The sequence below is a fragment of the Bacillus sp. EE-W1 genome (genome assembly GCF_009760835.1).
GTDB lineage: Bacteria > Bacillota > Bacilli > Bacillales > Bacillaceae_G > Bacillus_A > Bacillus_A wiedmannii.
The window spans coordinates 1-878 of sequence record NZ_WIPE01000166.1; the positions used below are offsets into that span (position 1 = coordinate 1).

Annotated in this window: 1 protein-coding gene; it reads left to right on the forward strand. The window is 37.1% G+C overall.

The genetic code is table 11. From position 1 onward, the window contains the following. On the forward strand, positions 1-878 hold an 878-nt coding region (locus GFJ36_RS28845), incomplete at both ends, for an MSCRAMM family protein (RefSeq protein WP_275940663.1).

Sequence of the window (878 nt, forward strand, 5' to 3'; positions counted from 1 at the left end):
TCGCACTGATTTAACTACTGATAAAGATGGTAAGATTACTGCTACGAACTTACGCCCAGGAGACTATCAATTCATTGAAACGAAAGCTCCTAAGCATTACGATTTAAATAAAACACCTATTAGCTTCACTATCGAGAGAAGTCAACTAACTCACGCTTCTGTTACTGCTAAGAATGGCCTAACCAAAGGTGGCGTGGAATTAACGAAGGTTGACTCTATAGATAAGAAAGAAATGCTAGAAGGTGCGGTATTTAAAATTACTGATCTGAACGGTAACGATATTCGTACGAATTTAGTTACCAATAAAGTTGGAAAAATCAGCGCTAAAGACTTACAACCTGGAGACTATCAATTTATTGAAACGAAAGCTCCGAAACATTATGACTTAAATGAAGAGCCGATTAAGTTCACAATTGAAAGAAGTCAAACAAAACATGTCTTCGTTACAGCTACGAACAGCTTAACGAAAGGTAGTGTGGAGTTAATTAAAGTTGACGATGTTGAAGAAAACACAACACTGGAAGGTGCGGTATTTAAAATTGTTAATAAGGATGGACACGATGTCCGTACTGATTTAACTACTGATAAAAACGGCCGTTTAGTTGTGGATGAATTACCACCAGGAGACTATGAGTTTATTGAAACAAAAGCTCCTAATCACTATGACTTAAACGAAACACCTATTAAGTTCACAGTTAAAAAAGGACAAGAAAAAATCGCTTCCGTTACCGCTACGAATAGCTTAACGAAAGGCGCTGTTGAACTTTCTAAAGTGGATGACTTTGACGGTTCTGTCCTTAAAGATGCAGTATTTAAAATCGTCGATATGAACGGGCACGACGTTCGTTCTGATTTAACTACTGATAAAGATGGCAAAA